This is a genomic window from Paraburkholderia xenovorans LB400, from assembly GCF_000013645.1.
Classification (GTDB): Bacteria; Pseudomonadota; Gammaproteobacteria; order Burkholderiales; family Burkholderiaceae; genus Paraburkholderia; species Paraburkholderia xenovorans.
The window spans coordinates 3,470,668-3,492,166 of sequence record NC_007951.1; the positions used below are offsets into that span (position 1 = coordinate 3,470,668).

General features: G+C 64.7%; 19 protein-coding genes. 8 read left to right on the forward strand and 11 right to left on the reverse strand.

Annotation, left to right across the window (positions count from 1 at the left end):
* Nucleotides 1-3 precede the first annotated feature (3 nt).
* The 5 genes from BXE_RS15385 to BXE_RS43355 all read right to left on the reverse strand — a co-directional run bounded on the left by BXE_RS15385 (nucleotide 4) and on the right by BXE_RS43355 (nucleotide 5,017).
* Nucleotides 4-453 (reverse strand): acyl-CoA thioesterase, encoded by a 450-nt coding sequence (locus tag BXE_RS15385; RefSeq protein ID WP_011489199.1) that lies wholly within the window; start codon nucleotides 451-453, stop codon nucleotides 4-6.
* A 55-nt stretch (nucleotides 454-508) separates the two neighbouring features.
* Nucleotides 509-1,657, reverse strand: coding sequence for an iron-containing alcohol dehydrogenase (locus BXE_RS15390; protein WP_011489200.1), 1,149 nt, complete (start codon nucleotides 1,655-1,657; stop codon nucleotides 509-511).
* A 56-nt stretch (nucleotides 1,658-1,713) separates the two neighbouring features.
* Nucleotides 1,714-2,244 carry an NUDIX domain-containing protein gene (locus BXE_RS15395; protein ID WP_011489201.1) on the reverse strand — a complete coding sequence of 177 codons (531 nt, stop codon included), beginning with the start codon at nucleotides 2,242-2,244 and terminating at the stop codon, nucleotides 1,714-1,716.
* 82 nt (nucleotides 2,245-2,326) lie between these two features.
* The gene (locus tag BXE_RS15400; RefSeq protein WP_011489202.1) at nucleotides 2,327-3,358 is read right to left on the reverse strand and encodes a threonine aldolase family protein; all 1,032 of its coding nucleotides are present in this window, start codon (nucleotides 3,356-3,358) and stop codon (nucleotides 2,327-2,329) included.
* Between the two features lie 144 nt (nucleotides 3,359-3,502).
* Nucleotides 3,503-5,017 (reverse strand): YbfB/YjiJ family MFS transporter, encoded by a 1,515-nt coding sequence (locus BXE_RS43355; RefSeq protein ID WP_011489203.1) that lies wholly within the window; start codon nucleotides 5,015-5,017, stop codon nucleotides 3,503-3,505.
* A 114-nt stretch (nucleotides 5,018-5,131) separates the two neighbouring features.
* On the opposite strand from BXE_RS43355, the gene BXE_RS15415 reads away from it, so the two are divergent.
* Nucleotides 5,132-6,049: a LysR family transcriptional regulator gene (locus tag BXE_RS15415; RefSeq protein WP_011489204.1), complete on the forward strand. Its 918-nt coding sequence runs from the start codon at nucleotides 5,132-5,134 to the stop codon at nucleotides 6,047-6,049.
* A gap of 65 nt (nucleotides 6,050-6,114) precedes the next feature.
* On the opposite strand, the gene alaS is transcribed toward BXE_RS15415, so the two are convergent.
* Complete coding sequence (gene alaS / locus BXE_RS15420; protein ID WP_011489205.1) at nucleotides 6,115-8,739, reverse strand: alanine--tRNA ligase; 2,625 nt, start codon at nucleotides 8,737-8,739, stop codon at nucleotides 6,115-6,117.
* Nucleotides 8,740-9,034: 295 nt separating this feature from the next.
* On the opposite strand from alaS, the gene BXE_RS15425 reads away from it, so the two are divergent.
* Complete coding sequence (locus BXE_RS15425; protein ID WP_011489206.1) at nucleotides 9,035-10,255, forward strand: CaiB/BaiF CoA transferase family protein; 1,221 nt, start codon at nucleotides 9,035-9,037, stop codon at nucleotides 10,253-10,255.
* 26 nt (nucleotides 10,256-10,281) lie between these two features.
* Here BXE_RS15425 and BXE_RS15430 read toward each other — a convergent pair whose 3' ends face one another.
* Together BXE_RS15430 and ggt are read right to left on the reverse strand one after the other, a co-directional pair.
* Nucleotides 10,282-10,845 carry an RBBP9/YdeN family alpha/beta hydrolase gene (locus tag BXE_RS15430; protein WP_011489207.1) on the reverse strand — a complete coding sequence of 188 codons (564 nt, stop codon included), beginning with the start codon at nucleotides 10,843-10,845 and terminating at the stop codon, nucleotides 10,282-10,284.
* 88 nt (nucleotides 10,846-10,933) lie between these two features.
* A complete protein-coding gene (ggt, locus tag BXE_RS15435) occupies nucleotides 10,934-12,688 on the reverse strand; it encodes a gamma-glutamyltransferase (RefSeq protein WP_011489208.1) in 1,755 nt (584 codons plus the stop codon).
* Between the two features lie 363 nt (nucleotides 12,689-13,051).
* Between ggt and BXE_RS15440 the strand changes: the two genes are divergently transcribed.
* Both BXE_RS15440 and BXE_RS15445 read left to right on the forward strand, forming a co-directional pair.
* Nucleotides 13,052-14,761, forward strand: coding sequence for a glutamine--tRNA ligase/YqeY domain fusion protein (locus BXE_RS15440; protein WP_011489209.1), 1,710 nt, complete (start codon nucleotides 13,052-13,054; stop codon nucleotides 14,759-14,761).
* 296 nt (nucleotides 14,762-15,057) lie between these two features.
* A complete protein-coding gene (locus tag BXE_RS15445; protein WP_011489210.1) occupies nucleotides 15,058-15,936 on the forward strand; it encodes a transporter substrate-binding domain-containing protein in 879 nt (292 codons plus the stop codon).
* Nucleotides 15,937-15,972: 36 nt separating this feature from the next.
* Here the strand turns inward: BXE_RS15445 and BXE_RS15450 are convergent, their stop codons facing one another.
* Nucleotides 15,973-16,422, reverse strand: coding sequence for an NUDIX hydrolase (locus tag BXE_RS15450; protein WP_011489211.1), 450 nt, complete (start codon nucleotides 16,420-16,422; stop codon nucleotides 15,973-15,975).
* Nucleotides 16,423-16,528: 106 nt separating this feature from the next.
* Complete coding sequence (locus BXE_RS15455) at nucleotides 16,529-16,918, reverse strand: RT0821/Lpp0805 family surface protein (RefSeq protein WP_011489212.1); 390 nt, start codon at nucleotides 16,916-16,918, stop codon at nucleotides 16,529-16,531.
* Nucleotides 16,919-17,219: 301 nt separating this feature from the next.
* Here BXE_RS15455 and BXE_RS15460 point away from each other — a divergent pair, with 301 nt between their 5' ends.
* Nucleotides 17,220-17,459 carry a hypothetical protein gene (locus BXE_RS15460; RefSeq protein ID WP_011489213.1) on the forward strand — a complete coding sequence of 80 codons (240 nt, stop codon included), beginning with the start codon at nucleotides 17,220-17,222 and terminating at the stop codon, nucleotides 17,457-17,459.
* A 2-nt stretch (nucleotides 17,460-17,461) separates the two neighbouring features.
* Nucleotides 17,462-17,611 carry a hypothetical protein gene (locus BXE_RS46550; protein WP_158340943.1) on the forward strand — a complete coding sequence of 50 codons (150 nt, stop codon included), beginning with the start codon at nucleotides 17,462-17,464 and terminating at the stop codon, nucleotides 17,609-17,611.
* Between the two features lie 18 nt (nucleotides 17,612-17,629).
* On the opposite strand, the gene BXE_RS15465 is transcribed toward BXE_RS46550, so the two are convergent.
* Nucleotides 17,630-19,015 (reverse strand): cytochrome-c peroxidase, encoded by a 1,386-nt coding sequence (locus BXE_RS15465; RefSeq protein ID WP_011489214.1) that lies wholly within the window; start codon nucleotides 19,013-19,015, stop codon nucleotides 17,630-17,632.
* Between the two features lie 248 nt (nucleotides 19,016-19,263).
* On the opposite strand from BXE_RS15465, the gene BXE_RS15470 reads away from it, so the two are divergent.
* Nucleotides 19,264-20,841, forward strand: a complete 1,578-nt coding sequence (locus tag BXE_RS15470) for an acid phosphatase (RefSeq protein ID WP_011489215.1) — start codon at nucleotides 19,264-19,266, stop codon at nucleotides 20,839-20,841.
* A 239-nt stretch (nucleotides 20,842-21,080) separates the two neighbouring features.
* Entirely contained in the window at nucleotides 21,081-21,464 is a 384-nt protein-coding gene (locus BXE_RS15475; RefSeq protein WP_011489216.1) for a DUF427 domain-containing protein, read from the forward strand.
* Nucleotides 21,465-21,499: the final 35 nt, after the last annotated feature.

Consider the following 21,499-nt stretch of genomic DNA (forward strand, 5'->3'; position numbering starts at 1 on the left):
CGCCTATTCCGCCTGCCTGGCGGTGCTCAACGGTTCGAGCGCCGCGCGCAGTTCGGTGGGCAGGCTCACGGGGCGCCGCGTGACACGGTCCACATACACATGCACGAAGTGTCCTTGTGCGGCGGGTTGGTCTTCGCCTTCCTTGAAGAGCCCCACTTCATAGCGCACGCTCGATGTGCCGAGCCGCACCACGCGCAAGCCCGCTTCGATCCGCTCGGGAAACACCAGCGGTGCGAAGTAGTTGCAATGCGTCTCGACCACCAGCCCGATCGTCGTGCCGTGCTCGAAATCGAGCACGCCGGTGCGGATCAGGTACTCGTTCACCACCGTGTCGAAGTAGCTGTAATAGACGACGTTATTGACGTGGCCGTAGACGTCGTTGTCCATCCAGCGCGTGGTGATCGGCAGGAAATGCGGATAAGCGGTGCGCGAAGCGGGTGCGGGTTTGTTCATGCCTGGCGTGAGTCCGTTTGAAGTTGTCGTGCGCGTTGCGCGGCTCTCGCTTGCTTCAGAGCGATTCGGTCAGCATGCGGCGGTAGTCGTCGGCGGTGGCTTCGCGTGGATTCGTGCGGTGACAATGATCGGCGAGCGCGCCCTGGATCACCTTGTCGAACATGCTTTCGTCGACGCCCATCTGCCTGAGACCGGTCGGCAAGCCGAGCCGCGCGGTCATGTCGAACAGTGCCTGCGCGAGATCCGCGTTGTCCGGCAAAGTCATTACGCGGCGCATTCTTGCATAACGGCGCTCAGCCACCACGCTGTCCGCTGTCTCGTTGAAGCGCAGCACCGCGGGCAACACAACCGCGTTCAGCGTGCCGTGATGCAGCGACGTTTTGCCGTTCACCGTCAAGCCGCCCAGCGGATGCGACAGCGAATGCACACAGCCAAGCCCTTTCTGGAACGCCATCGCGCCTTGCATCGAGGCGCTCATCATGTTCAGACGCGCGTCGCGATCGCTGCCGTCCGCCGTCGCGCGTTCGATGTTGGCCCACGCGCGCTCCAACCCGTCCAGCGCGATGCCGTCCGCGGGCGGATTGAAGGCCGGCGCGAGAAAAGTCTCGATGCAGTGCGCGATTGCGTCCATGCCGGTGGCCGCCGTCAAACCCGGCGGCAGGCCGAGCGTGAGCGCCGGATCGCATAACGCCGACTTGGGCAGCAGGTGCCACGAATGAAAGCCGAGCTTGCGGCCGTCGTTCAGGATCACGATCGCGCCGCGAGCGACTTCGCTGCCCGTGCCCGCCGTGGTGGGAACGGCGATCAGCGGCGCGGCCGCGGCCGTGATCTTCGGGCTGCCGCCTTCGATGGTCGCGTACTGCGTCAGCGCACCGGCATGCGTGGCCGCGATCGCTACGCCCTTGGCCAGATCGATCGACGACCCGCCGCCCACCGCGATCAGACCGTCGCAGCCTTCGCCGCGGTACGCCTGGGCGGCGGCGAGCACCATCGCCTCGGTCGGGTTCGAAGGCGTGTCGTCGAAGACCGGCACGGCGCCGGATTTCAGCGCGTCTAGCGCGCGCTGCGCGAGGCCGGCCGCGACGACGCCCTTGTCGGTGATGATCAAAGGCCGCTTGATGCCGACACGTCCGCATTCGGACGATAGCTGCGACAGCGCGTCGTAGCCGAGATGGATATGGGTCAGATAGAAAATATAGGCCATGCCGTGCTCCTCCCGAGCGCAAGCTCGTCGCCCTGCTGATTGGTCTGTCTGGTCTGCTACTGTCCCGGCCTCTCGACAAACTCGAACGGCAAGCCGCGCCGGCGCATCCACTCGCCGAGCGCCTGGCCGGTGCCCGCGCGCCACGGCCGCAATCTGGCCGGCTCGACCAGCCGGTATTCGAGCAATTCCGGCGACAGCGCCACCGTGCCATAGGCCTTCACGTGATACGCGATGATCAGTTCGTTCTTGCGGATGAATTCATACACGCCGATCAGCTCGACCGTCTCCGCGTGCAACGAGGTTTCCTCCAACACTTCGCGGGCAATGCCCTCTTCCGGCGTCTCGCCATTTTCGAGGAAGCCCGTAATCAGCGCGAACATGCCCTCCTGCCACGCGGCATTGCGCGCCAGCAGGATCTTGCCTTCATATTCGACGATCGCCGCGACCACCGGCAGCGGGTTGTTCCAGTGGACGTAGCCGCACGCCGTATCGGGACAGGTCTGGCGGATGCGGCCGCCTTCGTGCGCGGCATCGGCGCGCTCGATCAGCGGTGTGGAACAGCGTGGGCAGAATCGGTACTCGGTCATGGTGAGAGGGATGTCCCGTTTGTTTTGTGTGATCCTGCCTGTTCGCGCACGGCTGCGGGTGTGCAGCGTGCGGTTTGCGATCTCACGCCGCGCACAACTCCCGCACCTCGGCGGCGAACCGTTCGACCGTTTCCGGCTGCGTATCCCACGCGCACATCAGCCGGCAACCGCCCGCGCCGATGAATTCGTAGAACTTCCAGCCGCGCGCACGCATTGCCCTGGCGGCTTGCGCGGGCAATTGCGCGAAGACCGCGTTCGATTCTCTGGGAAACATGATGCTCACGCCCGGAATTTCCTGCAACCGCGTTTGCAGCAATTGCGCCATTGCGTTCGCATGACGCGCGTTGCGCAACCACACGTCGTTATCGAGCAGACCGAGCCAGGGCGCGGAAATGAAGCGCATCTTCGAGGCCAGCTGGCCGGCCTGTTTCAGGCGGTAGGCGAAATCGGCGGCGAGCGCGCGGTCGAAGAACACCACCGCTTCACCGACCGGCAAGCCGTTCTTGGTGCCGCCGAAACACAGCACGTCCACGCCCGCGCGCCACGTGATCTCCGACGGATGCACGTCGAGCGCGGCGACCGCGTTGGCGAAACGCGCGCCGTCCATATGCACTTTCAGGTGACGCCGCTTGGCGATCGCCGCGATCGCGCGCACTTCTTCGACGCTGTACACGGTGCCGACTTCCGTCGACTGGGTCAGCGTGACGACTTTCGGCTTCGGGTAATGGATGTCGGCGCGGCGTGTGACGATGGCTTCGATCGCATCCGGTGTGAGTTTGCCGCCGACGCCCGGCGCCGTCAGCAGTTTCGAGCCGCCCGAGAAGAATTCGGGTCCGCCGCATTCGTCGGTTTCGATGTGCGCGAGATCGTGGCAGATCACCGAGTGATACGACTGGCACAGCGACGCGAGCGCCAGCGAATTGGCGGCCGTGCCGTTGAATACGAAGAACACTTCGCAGTCGGTCTGGAACAGCTCGCGCAGACGGTCGCAGACCTGGTTGGTCCAGGAGTCGTCGCCGTAGGCCGGTTCGTGGCCGCTGTTGTTGGCGGCGATCAGCGCTTCGAGCGCTTCGGGACAGATGCCGGCGTAGTTGTCGGACGCGAAATGTTGCATGGCTGGCGGCGCGCCCGGCGACAGGCGCGCTGAGATGACGGGAAAGCGGTCATTTTAGTGCGCCGTTCGGTTATTTGTTTTTTTGGGGGCGGGCCGCCGGTGGCGGTTGCGTTGCTATGCGCTCGGTCTGCGTTCGGTCTGCGCTCAATCGCAGGTGCAATCGGACATGCCGCGGCCACGGCCAGGCGGCAGGCGCGCGACGACGGCGAGCCCCGCCGCGCCCGCCAGCAATGCGGCCGCCGCCAGCCACAGCGCCGGCGAAAACGATCCGCTCTGCGCGGCGATCGGCGCGGCGACCAGCGGACCGGCGATCTGTCCGACGCCATAGGCCGCCGTCGCATAACCCATCAGCGCGGCAGCGTTGTTGCCGCGCAGCCGCCTCGCCTCGCGCATCGCGAACAGGGTGATCGCGGTGAACGGCAGGCCGATCAGGATGCTGCCGAGCGAAAAGCCGCCCGCCGTCGGCCAGACGATACCGAGGGCGATGCCGGCCGCCTGCAGCACATAGCAGCCGGCGAGCAGCGCACGGTTGTCCCAATGCGCCGGCAAACGCGCCGCCAGCAGCGCGCCGACGATCAGCGCCGCGCCGAACATCGGCCAGAACAGGTCGGGCCAGGATGAGCCGGGCAGCGCATGGCGCGCGATCACCGGCAGGAAAGTCGCGGTGATGATGTAGCCGAAACCGGGGATGCCGTAGAGGAGGACTAGCCAGAAGGCATCGGCGGGGTTCGTGGTGGCGGGGTTCGTGGTGGCGGCGGGCGTCGTGCCAGCGCTGGTCGTGGCGGCGGTGTGGGTCCTGGCGGCGCCGCTAATGTCGACGCTTGTCGTGGCGGCGTGGGCGTGGGCGTGGGCGTGGGCGGTAGCGGTAGCGGTAGCGGCGGTGGCGGTGGCGGTGGCGGTGGCGTGGGCGGTGGGGGCGGTGGGGGCGGCGGTGGCGTGGGCTGCGGCGACACTCCTGATGCCCGCGCCCTTGGTGACAGCCGGCCTATCTGCATCCTCCCTGGTGGCGGCCGGCGCGGTATCGGAGCCCGCCACGCGACCACCGTCCCCATTTCCGCGACCGCTAAACACCGGCCAAACCGCAATCGACAGAACCGCGCCAACGAGCCCAAAACCGACCCACCCAATCGCGGGCCCATACCCATCCGCGACCGTGACCAACAAGCCCGTTCCGACGATCCCCGCGCCCGGCCCCGTATAGATCACCCCGCTCCACTCAGGCGCGCCGAGTTCGGCAAGCCGCCGCAAGCCCCACTGCGACGCGAAAACGAACGTCATCGCACTGACCGCCCCGGCTACGAAGCGCACGGCGGCCCATACCCAGAACTGCCCCGTCACGCCCATCGCCAGCGTCAGCAGCACTGTCGCGGCGAGCCCCGCGCGCACCATGCGCGCCGGTTCGATCCGCAGCGCCGCACAGGCGACCGCGCCGACGAAATACCCGGCGTAATTGAACGACGCGAGCCAGCCGCCATGCTGAATGTCGATCTGCGGCTGGCCGAATGCGCTGCCGTGAAGCATCAGCGGCAGGAGCGGCGTGAACGCAAATCGCCCGATGCCGAGCGCAACCGCCAGCGTGACCATGCAGGCAAGCGCGGCGCGGCGGGCGGCGTGGCGGCCGGCAAGGCTACCGTGGGCGAGGGAGGCTAACTGGTTCATGAGCAGGCGGCGGTGGATTCAGTCAACGAATGGGAGAGCTGAATTCATGGTAGCTTGACCTTTCGATCACGAAAAATGAATAATTCGGATACCACCCATCGCCAGGAGAGAATTATGGATCTGGCCGCCTTGACCATTTTTCGCGCGGTCGTGCGGGAAAACGGGGTGACGCGCGCTGCTGCCAAGCTCAATCGCGTGCAATCGAACGTCACCACGCGCATCAAGCAACTCGAAGAGCAACTGGGCACCGACCTGTTCATCCGCGACGGCCGCCGTCTCGTGCTGACGCCCGCCGGCGAGACGCTGCTGCCCTACGCCGAGCGCCTGCTCGCGCTCGCGGACGAAGCGCGTCATGCGGTACGCGAGGACCGCCCGAGCGGGCGCCTGCGCTTGGGCACGATGGAAAGCGTCGCGGCAACGCGTCTTCCCGCGCTGCTCGCGCGCTATCACCAGCAGTGGCCCGCGGTCGCGCTGGAACTCGAGACCGGCACGACCGGCAAGCTGATCGAACGGGTGCGTGAATTCGAAGTGGATGCCGCGTTGGTGGCGACGCCGTTGGACCCCGCGGTGCTCGGCGAAATTTTCGAATGGGTGCCGGTATTCACGGAGGAACTGGTCATGCTGACGCCTCGCGGGCACCGGCCGATTCACGACGTTCAGGACATTGCGCTGTCGACGCTGGTCGCGTTCGAGCGCGGCTGCGCTTACCGGGCTTATATCGAGAAGTGGTATCTGGAGCACGGCGTGAGGCCGGCGCGCGTGCTGGAGTTGGGCTCCTATCATGCGATCGTGGCTTGCGTGGCCGCTGGCGCGGGCGTGGCGGTGGCGCCACGCTCGGTGCTGGATCTGCAGGCCGACGCCAGCAATATCGCGGTGCATGAGCTACCCGATATCGGCATGGTCGAGACGCTGCTCGTCTGGCGGCGCGGGCATTTTTCGTCCGCGCTGAATGCGTTGAAGCAGGCGATGGTGGCACCGGAAAATGCCGCGAATTTGCCCGAACTCGCGGCTACGGCTGAAGGGTCTTCCTGATCTGATCTCAGGCCACGCGGCGCGCCCACACTGCCGGCGCCCCGCGTGGCCCGATCATGCCCGAATCAAAGCTGGCTTTCGACCCAGCCCTTGACGCCGGCCAGTGCCGCCGGCAGATTCGCCGGCTCGGTGCCGCCAGCCTGCGCCATATCCGGACGGCCACCGCCCTTGCCGCCAACTTGCTGCGCCACGAAGTTAACCAGCTCGCCCGCCTTGACCTTCCTGCTTGCGTCCGCCGTGACGCCGGCAATCAGGCTCACCTTGCCGCCTTCGACCGAAGCCAGCACGATCGCCGCACTCTTGAGCTTGTCCTTCAGCTTGTCGACGGTTTCACGCAGCGTCTTCACGTCCGCGCCTTCGAGCGTGGCCGCCAGCACGTGCACGCCGCCGACTTCGATCGCCTGACCGGCCAGTTCGTCGCCCTGGCTCGACGCCATTTTCGACTTCAGCGCGCTCAGTTCCTTTTCCAGCGACTTCACCTGGTCCTGCACCTGCACGATGCGCTGCGTCAGCTCCGAAGGCTGCGCCTTCAACACAGCGGCAGCCGCGTTGATGCGCGCGTCGAGATCCTGCACGAAGCGCACGGCGTTGTCGCCCGTAATCGCTTCCACGCGCCGGATGCCCGCCGCCACGCCGCCTTCCATCACGATCTTGAAGAGGCCGATGTCGCCGGTGCGATGCACGTGCGTACCGCCGCACAATTCGCGTGAAAAGCCCAGATCGAGCACGCGGACTTCGTCGCCGTACTTCTCGCCGAACAGCGCCATTGCGCCGCCCTTCACTGCCTCGTCGAACGACATGACGCGCACGATGCCCGGCGCGTTCGCCAGCACCTCGGCGTTGACGATTTCCTCGACACGGCGGATCTGCTCGTCGGTCAACGGCGCGTTGTGCGCGAAGTCGAAACGGGTCTTGTCCGCGTCCACGAGCGATCCCTTCTGCTGCACGTGGGTGCCGAGCACTTCGCGCAACGCCTTGTGCATCAGGTGCGTGGCCGAGTGGTTGCGAGCCGTGCGGGCGCGGCGCACCGCGTCGATTTCCGCCTTGACGACGTCGCCCACTTTCAGCGTGCCCTGTTCGAGCGTGCCGTGATGACCGACCACGTCGGCCTGCACCTTCAGCGTATCGCTCACCGCGAAGCGCACGCTCGCGTTGGCCAGCACGCCCTGGTCGCCGACCTGGCCGCCCGACTCCGCATAGAACGGCGTGTGATCCAGCACGACGACGGCCTGCTGCCCCTGGCTTGCCTGCTGCACCGAAGCGCCCTCCACATACAACGCGATCACCTTCGCGTCGTCGAAAACGACTTCGTCGTAACCGTGGAACGTGGTCTTCTCGCCCGAGTATTCGAGCCCTTGCGCCATCTTGAACTTGCCTGCCGCGCGAGCCTGTTCGCGCTGACGCGTCATGGCCTCGTCGAAGGCGGCTTCGTCGACCGTCACTTCGCGCTCGCGGCACACGTCTGCCGTCAGGTCCAGCGGGAAGCCATATGTGTCGTGCAGCTTGAATGCGAGTTCGCCGTCGAGCGTCTTGCTGCTCCCGGCTTCGAGCTCGGCGAGCGCGCCTTCGAGGATCGACATGCCGTGTTCGATGGTTTCAAAGAAGCGCTCTTCTTCCTGACGCAGCACGTCGGTCACGCGTTGTTCAGCTTCCTTCAGTTCCGGATACGCGGCGCCCATTTGCGCGACGAGGTCGGCCACCATGCGGTGGAAGAACGAGCCCTTCTTGCCCAGCTTGTAGCCGTGACGGATTGCGCGGCGCACGATACGGCGCAGCACGTAGCCGCGGCCTTCGTTGCCCGGAATCACACCGTCGACGATCAGGAACGAGCACGCGCGGATGTGGTCGGCAATCACCTTCAGCGAGTTGTTGGTCAGATCGCTCACGCCGGTTTCACGCGCGGCCGCCTTGATGAGCGCCTGGAACAGGTCGATCTCATAGTTGCTGTGCACGTGCTGCAGCACCGCGGCGATACGCTCCAGACCCATGCCGGTGTCGACGCACTGCTTGGGCAGCGGCGTCATGTTGCCTTGCGCGTCGCGATTGAACTGCATGAACACGAGATTCCAGATCTCGATGTAGCGGTCGCCGTCTTCTTCAGGAGACCCCGGGGGGCCGCCCCACACGTCCGGGCCGTGGTCGTAGAAGATTTCCGAGCACGGGCCGCACGGGCCGGTGTCGGCCATCTGCCAGAAGTTGTCCGACGCGTAGCGCGCGCCCTTGTTGTCGCCGATGCGGATGATGCGCTCGACCGGCACGCCCACTTCTTTCGCCCAGATGTCGTGCGCTTCGTCGTCTTCGTGATAGACGGTGACCCAGAGCTTGTCTTTCGGCAACTGGTACACGCCCGTGAGCAGTTCCCACGCGTAGTGGATCGCGTCGCGCTTGAAGTAGTCGCCGAACGAGAAGTTGCCCAGCATTTCGAAGAACGTGTGGTGACGCGCGGTGTAGCCGACGTTTTCCAGGTCGTTGTGCTTGCCGCCGGCGCGCACGCTGCGCTGCGCGGTCGTGGCGCGCGAATACGGACGCGACTCCGCGCCGAGGAACACATCTTTGAACTGCACCATTCCCGAATTGGTGAAGAGCAGTGTCGGGTCGTTGCCGGGCACAAGGCTCGACGAGCGAACGATCGTATGGCCCTTCGATTCGAAGAACTTGAGGAATTTCTCGCGGATTTCGGCGGCTTTCATAGCGTGCGGGGGACGGGTTTGCCAGTTCCCTGGCTGTTACCGGCGGCATCGTGAGATGCGCCAACTGTTTGTTTCTTAAACGACTGATTATACGGGATCGGCGCCCTCGCGCGGCAGCGCGCCCTGCATGGTTGGCCGTTCGGCCCGGTTTGGCCGGGCCGCGCCGTTGATTCCGTAGAGCGTTGTTTGTCCTATGTCGTTCGGCTGACTGCGCCCGCGTGCCGGAATCGCTTAAGATTGCCCCCATTCGCGGCGTCTTGCGCGCCGCCTCGCTACCCAGGAGACATCTACGAACATGGGCGCTCTCAGTCATATCCGCGTGCTGGATCTCACACGCGTGCTCGCCGGCCCCTGGTGCGCGCAGACTCTCGCCGACTTCGGCGCCGACGTCATCAAGATAGAACGCCCGCAAGTCGGCGACGATACCCGCCACTGGGGGCCGCCGTACCTCAAGACACCGGACGGCGCGGATACGCACGAGGCCGCGTACTACCTCGCGGCGAACCGCAACAAGCGCTCGGTCACCGTGGACATCGCGTCGCCCGAAGGCCAGCGGATCATCCGTGAACTGGCCGCGCAGAGCGACGTGGTGCTGGAGAACTACAAGGTCGGCCAGTTGAAGAAGTATGGTCTGGACTACGCATCACTCAAGGAAGTGAAGCCCGACCTCATCTACTGCTCGGTGACCGGCTTCGGGCAGACCGGGCCGTATGCCCAACGCGCCGGCTACGACTTCATCGTGCAAGGCATTGGCGGCTTCATGAGCATTACGGGCGAGCGCGACGGCCAGCCGGGCGGCGGCCCGCAGAAGGCCGGCGTGGCGATCGCCGACCTCATGACCGGCATGTATTCGACCATTGCCGTGCTCACCGCCCTCACGCACCGCGACCGCACGGGCGAAGGCCAGTACATCGACATGGCGCTGCTCGACGTGCAGGTGGCGATGCTGGCCAACATGAACTCAAACTACCTGACGAGCGGCCAGCCGCCGGTACGCTGGGGCAATGCGCATCCCAACATCGTGCCGTACCAGACTTTCCAGACGAGCGACGGCTGGATCATCGTCGCGGTCGGCAACGACGGCCAGTTCCGCAAATTCGTCGAAGTGGGCGGCCGCCCGGAACTGGCAAACGACGAGCGCTTCGCCACCAACCCGGCGCGCGTGCGGCATCGTGACATCCTCGTGCCGATTCTCGCGGACATGGTCCGCCTGCAGGGCAAGCAGCAATGGATCGCCGCGCTCGAAGCGGCAGGCGTGCCGTGCGGGCCGATCAACGATCTCGGTGAAGTGTTCGAGAACGAGCAGGTGGTCGCGCGCGGGTTGCAGGTCGATCTGCCGCATCCGTCGGGCGCCACCGTCAAGCTGGTGCGCAATCCGATCAGGATGAGCGGCACGCCGCCCGAAGCGCTGGCGCACCCACCCACGCTCGGAGAACACACCGCGAGCATCTTGCGCGACGTGCTCGGCTACGACGAAGCGAAGATCGCGGCGTTGCGCGCGCAGTCGGTGATCTGAGCGGGCCGGCGGCGCGGTTCAGGCCGTCAGGCCGCCGCGCCGAACGACGCCAGCCACTTGCGCCCTTCGTCCCAATCGCCAAGCCCGCTGTCCGCATTGATATGGCCGCGCGCGCCCATATCGATCCAGCGGCTGCCCCACGCATTCGCACAGGTCTGTGAAAACGGCACGCCGCCGTAAGGGTCGTCGCTGCTGGACACGACAAGGGTCGGAAACGGCAGGCGCGTGAGCGGCACAGGTGCGAAACCGCTCACGTCCTGCGGGAAATGGGCTCCAGTGGGATCGGGCAGAGCAACCAGCAACGCGCCCGCCACCTTCGCAAGCTGCGCGGCGCTCGCGTATTGCGACGCCCAGAAGGCCACCGTCAGGCAGCCGAGGCTATGCGCGGCGAACACCACGGGCACATCGGCGGCGGCTACGGCCTCGTCGAGCGTGCGGCACCAGGCGTCGCGTTCGGGGTGATCCCAGTCCGGCATCTGCACCCGTTCGAAGGACGGATTCAGTGCTTCCCAGCGCGTCTGCCAGTGGCCGGCGCCCGAATTCTGGTAGCCCGGCAACACCAGCGTTCTCAATCGTTCCTGTACGCTCATCGCGTTCCCCGTCATTGGTCGTTGTTCGCAGTTTATTGTTTTCGCCCGCGGTTTTGGCCTGCGGTTTTGGCCCACCCCGCCGGCCCCTTCAATGCATCACGCGCGCCACGCCCACGCCGCGAGGGTCCGCCGCCGGTTCGGGCGTCGCGCCCTCGATGCGGATCATCTGCACGTCACCGTTGAACGACTGCCCTTCGAGCGTGTAGCCCTTCGCTTGCAACTGCTCGGCCAGTTCCCCCGTGATCGGACGATACGGCTCGAAATAGATCGTCTTCTGCGGCAACAACTGATGGTGAAAGCGCATTGCGGCGAGCGCGTCGGCGGGCGGCAGATTGAAGTCGTACAGGTCGGTCATCACCTGGAAAATCGACGTCAGGATGCGCGAGCCGCCTGGCGTGCCGATCACGAGCGACACCTTGTCGTCCTTCAACAGAATGGTCGGCGTCATCGAGGATAGCGGGCGGCGGCCGGGCGCCACCGTGTTGACTTCGGCGCTGCCCGCACCCGACGGGCTCGCACCGGCCGGTTTGGTGACGAAGTCGTCCATCGCATCGTTCAACAGGAAACCGCCGCCGTCCACCACCACGCCTGAACCGAAGTCTCCATTTAACGTGTACGTGTTCGACACGGCATTACCCCACTTGTCGACCACCGAAAAATGGGTGGTTTGCGCTTTCTCCGGTGCGGCGTCGCCGAGGCCCGGCGTAACCGGCGCCGCGCCCGGTACTTCGTCGGGTTTGACTTCGTCGGCGCGTTGCGCGAGGTAGGCGTCGTCGATCAGTTTGTCGACCGGCACCTTGAACGAATCCGGATCGGCCAGGTATTGCTGCCGGTCACCGAACACGCGGTCCTCGATCTGGGCGATCAGATGGATATACGGCACGGAATTGAGGTCGAGTCCGTCGAACGCCTGCTTCAGATCCGCTTTCATCTTCAGCATCTGGATCAGCCCGATGCCGCCCGAACTCGGCGGCGGCGCGGTGACGACCCGATAGCCGTTCCAGTCGGCGGTGAGCGGCTGGCGCCACACGGCCTTGTACTGGATCAGGTCCTGCTTCGTGACGAGGCCGTGGCCGTACATCTGCTGGGCGATCAGGTCCGCGGTGCGGCCCTCGTAGAATTCGCGCCCGCCGTCGCTCGCAATACGAGACAGCGTCTGTGCGAGTTCCGGCTGGCGGTATGTCACGCCCGCCTTCAGGCCCGAAAAATAGGCGTCGAAATTGGTCTTGCCGGCGAAGCTCTTCGCCGCTGCGTCGCGGCGCTGCTGCAACCACGGCTCGACCTGGAAGCCCTCGGTCGCATAGCGGATCGCGGGCGCCAGCACCTGCTTCCACTTCAGCTTGCCGAAACGCCGCTGCGCCTCCCACATGCCCTCCACCGTTCCCGGCACGGCTACCGCGCGATGGCCGACGGCGCTCATGCCCGGCAGCAGATTGCCCTTGTCGTCGAGGTACATGTCGCGGGTCGCCTGCTGCGGCGCGCGCTCGCGATAGTCGAGGAAGTACGGTTTGCCGTCCACGAACATGGTCATGAACCCGCCACCGCCGAGGTTGCCCGCGTCCGGACAGGTCACGGCCAGCGTGAAGGCGATCGCGACCGCGGCATCGACTGCGTTGCCGCCGGCCGCGAAAATCTGCTGCGCCGTGTCCGCGCTGTAGCGGTCCGGCACGGCCACCGCCGACGCGTCGAATACGGCCTTGGGCAGCGGCGTTTTCGCGAGCGCGGCCGTGGGCGCGAGCGCGCCGCCGGTGAACGCGGCAAGCATTGCCGACACCGTCAGGATCCGGGCGAAACGAAGCGAAGTGAAAGGCGCGCGAAGCGCGCCGTGTGTCGGGACAGACATCCGAGAAACTCCGGCAACTGAGGGCGCCATGTTGCACGAACCGCGGGACTTCGCGCAAGGCGGCAAAGGACTGTGCGGCCTGAGTACGGGAGGCACGCGACCCGGTGCGGCGCCGGAAAGCCCAGCGCGGCATGACGCGCGCGAGCGGACGAGGCCGCGCCGCCCGCATCGTATTTCGGCCGCGAACGCAGCAACAAACCGTTTTACCTCCTGTTACAGCGGCGGTCCGGCCGCGGAATTTGCCTCAAAACCGCTCAAACGTTGGCGGCATGCCGCACTCGCCTGCCGCGACGGGGCTCGTCAGGTAGAATTGACGGATAAGAGGGCGCATTGCGCGCCCCCGACAGACTTTCACCATCTCGCATGAATACCGAACGCAACGACGCGCCAGCGGCATCCAATTTCATCCGCAACATCATTGACGAAGACAACCGCACCGGCAAGTGGGGCCAGCGCGTCGAAACGCGCTTTCCGCCCGAGCCGAACGGCTATCTGCATATCGGTCACGCCAAGAGCATCTGCCTGAACTTCGGCGTGGCGCGCAGCTACGGCGGCGTGTGCCATCTGCGCTTTGACGACACCAACCCGGAAAAGGAAAGCGTCGAATACGTCGACTCGATCATCGACGCCGTGCGCTGGCTCGGCTTCGAGTGGGAAAAAGACGGCAAGGAACAGCTCTACTACGCGAGCGACTACTACGACAAGCTGTACGAATTCGCCGAACTGCTGATCCAGCGCGGCAAGGCGTACGTGGACAGCCAGTCGGCCGAGGAAATGCGCGCGAACCGCGGTTCGGCCACGGAAGTCGGCACACCCTCGCCGTTTCGCGAACGTTCGGTGCAGGAGAACCTCGACCTGTTCCGCCGCATGAAAGCCGGCGAGTTCAAGGAAGGCGAGCACGTGCTGCGCGCGAAGATCGACATGTCGTCGCCGAACTTCAACATGCGCGATCCGGTCATCTACCGGATCCGCTTCGCGCATCACTACCGTACCGGCGACAAATGGTGCGTGTACCCCATGTACGACTACACGCACTGCATTTCGGACGCGCTGGAAAACATCACGCATTCGCTGTGCACGCTCGAGTTCGAAGATCATCGTCCGCTGTACGACTGGATCCTGAACGAGCTCGCGGAAGCCGGCATTTTCACGCGCCCGCTGCCGCAGCAAATCGAATTCTCGCGCCTGAACCTGACCTATGCGATCACCAGCAAGCGCAAGCTGCTGCAACTCGTGACCGAAGGCCATGTAGACGGCTGGGACGATCCGCGTATGCCGACCATCGTCGGCGTGCGGCGGCGCGGCTTCACGCCGGAATCGATCCAGTTGTTCTGCGAGCGTATCGGCATCACCAAGGTCGATTCGTGGATCGACATGAGCGTGTTCGAAGGCGCGCTGCGCGACGATCTGGACGAGAAAGCACCGCGCACCGCCGCCGTCCTCGATCCGGTCAAACTGATCATCGACAACTTCCCGGAAGGCGTAACGGAGCCGTGCAATGCGCCGGTCCACCCGCATCATCCGGAAATGGGCGTGCGGGAGTTTCCGATTTCGCGCGAGCTGTGGATCGAACGCGACGACTACAACGAAACGCCGCCGAAGGGCTACTTCCGCCTGTTCCCGGGCAACAAGGTTCGCCTGCGCTACGGCTACGTGATCGAATGCATTGGCGCGGACAAGGACGAGAACGGCAACATCGTCGCGGTTCACTGCAACTACTTCCCGGACAGCAAATCGGGCACCGAAGGCGCGAACAACTACAAGGTCAAGGGCAACATCCACTGGGTCAGCGCGGCAGCCGCATGCCCGGCCGAAGTGCGTATCTACGACCGTCTGTTCAAGGAACCGCAACCGGACGCCGGCGGCCGCGACTTCCTCGAAGCGCTGAATCCCGATTCGAAGCGCGTGGTCAACGCGTACCTGGAACCGGGCGCGCGCGAGGCGCTGCCGGAGCAACGCTATCAGTTCGAGCGCCACGGCTACTTCGTTGCCGATCGCGTCGATTCGAAACCGGGCAAGCCCGTATTCAATCGCATCGTCAGCCTGCGCGATAGTTGGGGCAAGCCGGCGTAAGCCGGAGCGCGAGCATTTGTCGCGCAGTCGACGTTGAAAGTCGACGTTGAATACGGCGTGCGTCCTATCGGAAAGATGCACGCCGTTTCGTTGCACCATGTTCCATCGACAGTGACGGCGCAGTGTTCGCGAGCGCCAGTCCCGGAGGTCCGATGAAAGTTGCAGCCCATCGCAGGGCAAGTATCGAGCTCACAACACCGGCTGCAACGCGGCCCGCAGCAAGGCGCGCATCGGGCATCGGCGCGCGTGCCACGTGCGGCGGCGCACGCGGTGCGCGTAGTGCGCGTGGCGCACTCATGGCGCTGGCCGCGTTCGGTGCGGTATCGCTGGCCGGCTCCGTACATGCGGATGAACTCACCGGCACGCTGAAGAAAATTCACGACGACGGCGTAGTCGTGCTCGGCGTGCGGGAAGCGTCGATTCCCTTTTCCTACTTCGACGGCAAGGGCACGGTCGGCTACTCGCAGACCATCGCGCTGCAAATCGTCGACGAGATCAAGAAAACGCTCGGCATGCCGCAACTGAAGGTGCACGAGATCACCGTCACCTCGTCCAACCGTACGCCGATGCTGCTCAACAACCAGATCGATCTGGAATGCGGCTCGACCACGCACACGGTGGAACGCGAAAGTGTGGCCGCGTTCTCCGACAGTTTCTTCCAGTACGCCGTGCGCATGATCGCGCGCAAAAGCAGCGGCATTACGGACTTTCAGGACCTGGCCGGCAAAACGGTCGTGACGACGGCGGGCACCTCGGACGAACGCCTGCTGCGCCGTCTGAACACCGACAAGCATTTGAACATGCGCATCACCAGTGCGCGGGATCACCTCGAAGCCTTTGGCGCGGTCAAGGACGACCGGGCGGTAGCCTTCGTGATGGACGAGCCGATTGTGTACGGCTTCAAATCAACCGATCCGCGCCCCGACGATTTCGTGGTGACCGGCACGCCGCTTGGCTATGAAGTCTATGCGTGCATGTTCCGCAAGGGCGACGAGCCGTTTCGCAACCTCGTGAACGGCGTGATCGCGCGCGGCCAGACTTCCGGTGAAGCGGAACGTCTGTACAGGCAATGGTTCACGCAGCCCATTCCGCCGCACGGCATCAATCTGAATTTTCCGCTCTCGGAACAGAATCGCGCCCTGTTCGCGCATCCCAACGACCGCGCACTCGACTGAGCCAGCAGGCGGCCGATGCGGTCGCCGGCTTTGCCGTCATAGCGACCGATGCAATTCCGCGAGCGACAGCGTGGTCTGAAAGAGCCGCGCGAGACTGCGGCTCGCATACCTGTCGACTTCATCCGGCGCGCTCCAGCGGTAGGCGTCCATTTCCGGAATCAGCGTGCCGTCGGAGCGGCGTGGAAAGAGCGACGTGCAGGTGCACACGCTCAGGTCGAGTTCGTCGGCAGTGGCACGCGCGCCGAACAGATGCAGATCCTTGTCGCGCCGGTAGACGAACAGGCCAAGATCTTTGAGACGCGCGGGCTCGATGGCGATACCGGTCTCCTCGACCATCTCGCGCAGCGCCGTGACATGCGGCGCCTCGCCTGCTTCGCCGTGCCCTTTCGGAATGTCCCAGTGCGATGTCTCGGTGGCGTGTGCAAGCAGCACGCGCCCGTCCGGGTCAAGCAACACGATGCCGCACGAGATGACCCGCGCGTTCACTGCGACTCCGCTTCACGCGAGCGCGGACACCAGCGCGAGCGCACACGCAGGGCGTCGAGCCGCGCCGGCAGCAAGCGGACGCGCGCCGCCATGACCGCCTGCATGTTCAATGCTTCTTCTGCAATTGCCAGGTGCCGCTGCCCTGCTTGCAGAATTGCGGGCGCAGGTTCATGGATTGTCCCTTGGCACTCAGCACGACGCCGACGTCACGGCAGGTGCGTTCGCCGTCTTTGGCCGTGCTCGCGACCGTTATCGCCGCGTCGATCTTCACGCTGTTGCCGGTGCCTTCGTTGACCCAGTTCGTGGTTTCGCCGTCCTGCTTGCCGTTCAGTGCGGAGACGACCGCCTTTTTCACCGAGTCGATGTCGCGCTGTTTCATGTAGCTGAGCGGCGTGTCGTTCAGAAAGCCGAGGTTCGCTGCCTGCGCGCCGATCGCGCCGGCCAGCAACAGGCTACCGGCGCTCAGGTGACACAGGACACGGGTTCGCATCGACATGAAGGGTTCTCCTCGAAAGTGTTCGGACGGTCTCGAGCGCACTCGCGGCGTCTCGTGATCTGGACCCCAAAAGCATAGCATGTCGCCTTCGCGGCGACCGTGAGAAACGGCTGAGCCGTGCGTTGGGACAAGCGCCCGTGAGCCGGGCATGCGTAGCGCGCCGCTCGCCGAATCATGCGCCGGCGCAGATGGGGCGACCACAGCCCATTTTAGGACGCATCCCATTCCGGGCAACAGGAAGCTTTCTTAAGATGGCCTGTCGCGCTTCCGCAGCGATCAAACACGCTCAAGACCTCTCGCCATGCATATCCTGCCCGCCCTGGAACTCTTTGCCGTCGCGCTGGCGCTGCTTTGTGTCGCGCTCGTGCCGGTGGCTATCCGTCGCGACCCGGGACTCGCGCGGCGCATTGTGCGGATGGACGCGTTGCCTCGCGCTCGCTGGCCCAATCTGCTGATGCGCGGCGGCGTTGCTTGTCTGCTGTTGTCTTTCGCCTGGCTGCTGCTTGGCTGCTACTACTTGCTGGCGAGTGTAGGAGATTGAGCATGGCGCGAACGGCGGCGGATCATGCCGGCGCTGGTAGCCCTCGCACCACCTTCATTCCGGCCTTGCTTCATTTCGCCGATTCGTTTTCACTGCTCTTCGCAGCTGCTTCATTTCGCCGCTCCAGTTCCTCGCTCTATTCCGCAGCCTGAATCTTCACTTGATTTCCCTCATTTCGCGGCCGCTACATTCGCCAATCCGCCACCTGCCTTGTATCCATCCGTCAGCGTATTCAGAAACGCGACCACGTCCTTGATTTCGGCTTCGTCGAACACCGGCTTGTCGCCCGGCTTGCGGTCGAACGGTGGGTCGGTATTCAGATTGGCCCAGTACTTCTGCGGCAGATCGTCGAACTTCTGCACCTTGCCTTTGGACACCGGATAGAACTTCCCGGGGTTCGTGTCGCGCTCCGCATAGAAGCGCACCACCTGATCGAGCGAATGGTAGATGCCGTTGTGAAAGAAGCTCTTTTTCAATGCCACGTTGCGTAGTGTCGGTGTGCGGAAAATGCCGCAAAACTCGGCACGTCCCTTCAGATCGGTGCGCTCCGGGCCGCACGCGCCGAGGTCATAGAAATGCGGATCGCGATTCACGGGCAGTGCACGATTGCGCGGCACGCCGATCGCGATCAGACCAAAGTCGCTGAACTGCGGCGGCGCGCCGTCCCTGGTACGTTGGCTGATGTGGCAACTCGCGCAATTGCCTTTCTGTTCGTCGTTGAAGAGTTGCAGGCCGCGCAGCTCGGCTTGCGTCAACTGCGCGTTGCCCGCGAGATACGCGTCGTATTTGCTGGTGTACGGATAGAAGATCTCGGGTGTCTGCTCGAAGGTTTCGAGCGCTTGCAGGACGGCCTTGAAGGTGGCGTCGTCGCTATCGAAAACGTGTTCGCCGAAGGCCGCGCGGAAAGCGTCGGCGTACGGCGCGGCCTTGACCGCCGCGGCGACCCTGGCCGGCGTGCTGCCCATCTCGAACGACGAGAGCAGCGGAATGCGCGCCTGGTCAGCACCACGGTCGACGCGGCCGTCCCATGTCAGCCCGCCGGTCGGTCCTGCGTCCACGCTTTCGTCGCCTTCGTCATCCGACTCGTGATAGTGCTCGGCGAACGCCGGCACCGATTGCAGATACTTCAGCGTCGGCGCGGCACGCAGGCCGGTGCGGTGCATATCGCTGCCGCCCAGTTGAACCGATAACACATTGGCCGGCGAAAACGCATGCTCCGGACTGTGGCACGACGCACAAGCGAGCTTGCCCGAACCGGAGAGCGACGCATCGAAAAACAGCTGCTTGCCGAGCGCTGTCATTTGCCGCACGGATTCGTAGACCTGCGCGCGTGTCTGGCCCGCTTGGGCAGCGGCCGGCGCCGCCGAAGCCGTCACCGCCGCCGGCGCGGACGAATGCGCCGCGCCGGCGGCCGCGCTCGCCGCTTCACTCGCGGCAGCCGCCGTACCGGGCGCACCCGCATCGCAAGCGGCGAGGCTCATGGTCATGGCCGTCAGCGCGAACGCCGCCGCGAGGCGCACGCGCCTGGCACAACGCGGCGTCTCGACCCCAGCCATTATTTTCCGAATCCCCGAGAGAGCTGGCCGCATATGAAAGATGTGAGTTTGCGATGGTGAAGTTCGCGAGCGTATTTCATTAGCATGTCGTTTAAATGACATGTAGCCGACGTAATTTCTATACAAGAAGCAATTCGTAATTAATTACATCTTTCTGTCAAATTGCCTGGCCAAACTTTCGCTGGCGGCCGTCCGTGTAAGGAGTGCACGCGGCCCGTCCCCAACGCGAGAGAGAGAAACCACATCAAATGAACAAGAAACTGATCTGCGCGACGCCTGTGGCGATCGCAGCAGCGCTTAGCCTGTATGCCTGCGGCGGCAGTGAAGTCACGCAGCCGGACATCACCTCGATCAAGACGGTCGTGGTGATCTACGCGGAAAACCGCAGCTTCGACAACCTGTACGGCAACTTCCCGGGCGCGAACGGTTTGCAGAACGTGACGGCGGCAAGCGCCACGCAGGTCGACCGCAACGGCACGCCGCTCGCGACGCTGCCGCAGGTCTGGAACGGCCTCACGCAAACCGGTGTGACGCCGGTGGTCACCCAGGCCATGACGGCGAATCTGCCGAACAGCCCGTTCGCGATCGACGACCCGAAGGGCTTCAACACGCCGATCACGGCCACCACGCGCGACCTGTATCACCGCTTCTACGAGAACCAGATGCAGATCAACGGCGGCAAGAACGACAAGTTCGCCGCGTGGGCGGATTCGGGCGGTCTCGTGATGGGCCACTACACGCTCGATGCCGACAAGCTGCCGCTGTGGAAGATCGCGCAGCAGTACACGCTGGCCGACAACTTCTTCATGGGCGCGTTCGGCGGCTCGTTCCTGAACCACCAGTGGCTCGTGTGCGCGTGCACGCCGACCTATCCGAACGCGGACAAGAGCCCGGCGGCCGGTTCGATCTCGTCGGTGGAAAGCGACGGCGTCACGCTGAAGGTCGCGGGCAACTCGCCGGCTTCGGCGCTGAGCGGCCCGCCGAAATACGTGAATTCGGGCAACCTCACGCCTGACTTCTTCGCGATCAACACGATGCAGCCGCCGTATCAGCCGAGCGGCAACAAGGCGGCAGCGGGCGGCGACGCGAATCTCGCCGATCCGACCCAGGCCACTACCCTGCCGGCGCAGACGCAGCAGCACATCGGCGATCTGCTGAACAACGCGAAGGTGTCGTGGGCGTGGTACGGCGGCGCGTGGGGCGCGGCGGTATCGGCGGCGCAGAACGGCACGTCGAATGTGATCTACGGAGCGAATCTGACGGCGCCGAACTTCCAGCCGCATCATCAGCCGTTCAACTACTTCGCCGATCTTGCGCCGGGCACCGCGAACCGCTCGCAGCATCTGCTCGACGGCGGCCTGGCAGGCTCGGAGTTCATCAAGGCGATCGACACCGGCACGCTGCCGCAAGTGTCGTTTTACAAGCCGCAGGGCAACCTTAACGAACACCCTGGCTACACCGACGTGGCTTCCGGCGACCAGCACATTGCCGACGTGATTTCGCATCTGCAGAAGAGCCCGCAGTGGAACAACATGCTGGTCGTCGTGACATACGACGAGAACGGCGGCTTCTGGGATCACGTGGCGCCGCCGAAGGCCGACCGCTGGGGTCCGGGTACGCGCATCCCGGCGCTGATCATCTCGCCGTACGCGAAGAAGGGTTATGTCGACCACACGCAGTACGACACCACCTCGATCCTGCGCTTCATCACGCACCGCTTCTCGCTGCCGACGCTGCCGGGTATCGCGGCGCGCGACGCGGCGCTCGTGAGCAACGGCAGCAAGCCGATGGGCGATCTCACGGGCGCGTTGGACATCCGGCCGTAAGGCAACGCGCGTTCGGAATCGGGCGGTCGGCGTTGAGCGTCGGGCAACAACACTCCGCCTGAGGAGAAGGTTTCGACGGGGCAGCTTCGGCTGCCCTTTTTTATGCCGCCGCACGGCGTCCGACGCATTTTCACGAGCGGCGTATGCTTCGATCCATGACGCGATCGTCTCGTCGACGGCGGCTCGACACCGTCCGTCAGACATTGCAGGCTTGTTCACCCATTCAGGAGTTCGACAGCATGGCTGAAAAAACCATCAAGGTGCCCGGTCCCGATCATCCGATCACGGTCGAACCGGCGAGCGCGCGCGTGGTCGTGACCGTCGCCGGCAAGGTGATCGCCGATACGCAGAAGGCGCTGGTGCTGCGCGAAGCGTCGTATCCGGCGGTGTATTACATTCCGCGCGACGACGTGGAGATGGCACTGTTGCAACGCACCGATCACGCGACCTATTGCCCGTACAAGGGTGATTGCGCGTACTACAGCATTCCGCTCGGCGGCGAGCGGACGGTGAACGCGGTGTGGACTTATGAGTCGCCGTACGCCGCGGTGAAGGAGATCGCGCAACATCTTGCGTTCTATCCGGACCGCGTCGATTCGATCGATGTGAAACCGGCAGCCTGAGCGTAGTTGCCTGGCAAGGGGTGCGCGGCGCCCGC

Excerpts from the sequence above, each read along its gene's own strand:
- BXE_RS15400 (WP_011489202.1), bottom strand. The coding sequence starts at position 3,358 with ATGCAACATTTCGCGTCCGACAACTACGCCGGCATCTGTCCCGAAGCG.
- BXE_RS15395 (WP_011489201.1), bottom strand. The coding sequence starts at position 2,244 with ATGACCGAGTACCGATTCTGCCCACGCTGTTCCACACCGCTGATCGAG.
- BXE_RS15465 (WP_011489214.1), bottom strand. The coding sequence starts at position 19,015 with ATGGCTGGGGTCGAGACGCCGCGTTGTGCCAGGCGCGTGCGCCTCGCG.
- BXE_RS15445 (WP_011489210.1), top strand. The coding sequence starts at position 15,058 with ATGGCGCTGGCCGCGTTCGGTGCGGTATCGCTGGCCGGCTCCGTACAT.
- BXE_RS15385 (WP_011489199.1), bottom strand. The coding sequence starts at position 453 with ATGAACAAACCCGCACCCGCTTCGCGCACCGCTTATCCGCATTTCCTG.
- alaS (WP_011489205.1), bottom strand. The coding sequence starts at position 8,739 with ATGAAAGCCGCCGAAATCCGCGAGAAATTCCTCAAGTTCTTCGAATCG.
- BXE_RS46550 (WP_158340943.1), top strand. The coding sequence starts at position 17,462 with ATGGCGCGAACGGCGGCGGATCATGCCGGCGCTGGTAGCCCTCGCACC.
- BXE_RS15415 (WP_011489204.1), top strand. The coding sequence starts at position 5,132 with ATGGATCTGGCCGCCTTGACCATTTTTCGCGCGGTCGTGCGGGAAAAC.
- BXE_RS15470 (WP_011489215.1), top strand. The coding sequence starts at position 19,264 with ATGAACAAGAAACTGATCTGCGCGACGCCTGTGGCGATCGCAGCAGCG.
- BXE_RS15475 (WP_011489216.1), top strand. The coding sequence starts at position 21,081 with ATGGCTGAAAAAACCATCAAGGTGCCCGGTCCCGATCATCCGATCACG.
- BXE_RS15430 (WP_011489207.1), bottom strand. The coding sequence starts at position 10,845 with ATGAGCGTACAGGAACGATTGAGAACGCTGGTGTTGCCGGGCTACCAG.
- BXE_RS15390 (WP_011489200.1), bottom strand. The coding sequence starts at position 1,657 with ATGGCCTATATTTTCTATCTGACCCATATCCATCTCGGCTACGACGCG.
- BXE_RS43355 (WP_011489203.1), bottom strand. The coding sequence starts at position 5,017 with ATGAACCAGTTAGCCTCCCTCGCCCACGGTAGCCTTGCCGGCCGCCAC.
- BXE_RS15455 (WP_011489212.1), bottom strand. The coding sequence starts at position 16,918 with ATGTCGATGCGAACCCGTGTCCTGTGTCACCTGAGCGCCGGTAGCCTG.
- ggt (WP_011489208.1), bottom strand. The coding sequence starts at position 12,688 with ATGTCTGTCCCGACACACGGCGCGCTTCGCGCGCCTTTCACTTCGCTT.
- BXE_RS15440 (WP_011489209.1), top strand. The coding sequence starts at position 13,052 with ATGAATACCGAACGCAACGACGCGCCAGCGGCATCCAATTTCATCCGC.
- BXE_RS15460 (WP_011489213.1), top strand. The coding sequence starts at position 17,220 with ATGCATATCCTGCCCGCCCTGGAACTCTTTGCCGTCGCGCTGGCGCTG.
- BXE_RS15425 (WP_011489206.1), top strand. The coding sequence starts at position 9,035 with ATGGGCGCTCTCAGTCATATCCGCGTGCTGGATCTCACACGCGTGCTC.